Origin of the sequence: Streptomyces sp. E11-3, assembly GCF_046540415.1 — a bacterium.
Classification (GTDB): Bacteria; Actinomycetota; Actinomycetes; order Streptomycetales; family Streptomycetaceae; genus Streptomyces.
In genome coordinates, this window is the sequence record NZ_JAZGRL010000138.1 from 1 (window position 1) to 1861 (window position 1861).

Consider the following 1861-nt stretch of genomic DNA (forward strand, 5'->3'; position numbering starts at 1 on the left):
CCGGCGGCACCGAGGCTCCGCCCCATCCCGCCGCCCAGACGGGAGCGGTGGCGCCCGCGATGGCCGCCGCATCAGCGCAGCCCGTCGTCGCCTCGCCGCCGGCCGCTCCTGCCGAGGGCCCTGCCTCCGCGAAGCCCGCAGCCCCGGACGCGCCGCGTGCCCTCCCGTCGATCCCCGACGGGGCAGTGGGCAACAGTTGGTTCACGCACACCCCGAACCTGCTCTCCACGCCACCGAACTTCACTCAGCAGGCCCGCTCCACGGTCTTCCTGGACACGGACACGGGTGTGCTGGTGCACCGCAGCCAGACCTACCGCCTCGACCTGGCCGACACCTCGGTCGCCGCCATCCTGACCGCCGTCTTCCAGACCCTTTCGGAAGGCACGGAGCGCATCTACATCACCGCCGGTGATCCCTGGCACCGGGACGCCGACCGCTACCCGTATCTGCGGGATGCGGTCGCGGCCTGGCTGAACGCCCCCACGCCGGGCTGGCGCACCGACACCGGCCGAGGCAGAGACCGGATGGCCGGGCACTTCGTCCACGCCCGCAACCCCGTCGGCCGCTACCAGCGCGAAGGCGGCGACCAGCATGTCGAAATCCGGTCGGTGGGGGAGTGGTTCGACACGGGCGGCGACGACCCGGCCACCATCCGGGACGCGTTCGTACTGCTGTGGCAGGCACTGCGCCGCCACTGGTCCGATGCGGTCATCATGGGCTCCCCGTCGCAGACCGGCCGCGACCTGTGGACCCGCACCATCCCCACCCGCGGCCAGCACGCCGAGGGCTTTCCCGTCCTGTCCGAGGAACTGCGCGGCCTGCTGCACGCCACCGCCGGCCAGGGCCGCAACGAACTCATCCTCCCGCCCCGCGTGCCCGAACAACTGCCCCAACTCGTCGAGTACGACCGCACCTTCGCCTACGCCAAACACACCTGGAAGTCCCCGGTCGGCACCCCCCGCCGGATCACGGCCGCCACCTTCGCCTCCTGGAGCGAGAAGGAGCAGACCCGGGCCCTGTACGGCTGCGGCCACTGGCAGGTGCGGGTCACCGTCCCCGACACCTGGAACCACGTCGGCATCCTGCCCGCCCCCGCACCGGGCGAGCGGGCCTGGCACTACCCGGCAACCCCGGGCACGACCTTCACTACCTGGGCCGGCGGCCCCGAAATCCACACCGCCCTGACCAACCCCATCACCCCGTGGAAGATCGAAATCCTCGACGGCATCCTGTGGGAGGACGGCAAACCCCTCGACGACTGGGCCAAGAAACTCAAAGAGACCTGGACCAACCTCTCCGCCCAGGCCCACTTCCAGGGCGACGCCCAGCAGGCCCGCGCCGCCCACCTCGCCTCCCGCGCGGTGCGCGCCATCCTCCTGTACGGCATTGGTTCCTTCGCCCAGCGCCCCCGCATGGTCACCGGCACCACCCCTCGCACCCTGGAGCGCGACATCCCGCCGGACGCCGAAATCATCGGCTTCGACGACGAGCAGATCACCTGGCAGAAGCCCACCGGCTTCAGCCGCGACCCCAACGCCCACCCCGAATGGGCCGCCGCAATCTGGTCCGGCGCCCGCGCCGCCCTCCTCACCCAGCGCCACCGCGACGACAACGTCCACGCCGGCGCCCTGCACACCGAGCCCGGCAGCGTCGTCGCCTTCCGCACCGACGCCCTCTACCTCACCCAGCCGCAGGCCTGGCCGCACCACCATCAGCCCGGCGACTACCTCCTCAAGGGCCACCTCACCGGCCCCGTAGCCGCACCCACCACCGAGGCAGAACTCCTTACCCTCCGGGACGCCGGACGCGCCGCCCTCACCCCCAGCGCAGGAGAGGCCTGATGCCACCCCGCCCCCGCCGC

General features: G+C 72.2%; 1 protein-coding gene. It reads left to right on the top strand.

From position 1 onward, the window contains the following. A partial coding sequence (locus tag U9R90_RS35875) for a hypothetical protein (protein WP_411061662.1) occupies positions 1 to 1841 on the top strand: 1841 nt, incomplete at its 5' end. Positions 1842 to 1861 lie beyond the last annotated feature (20 nt).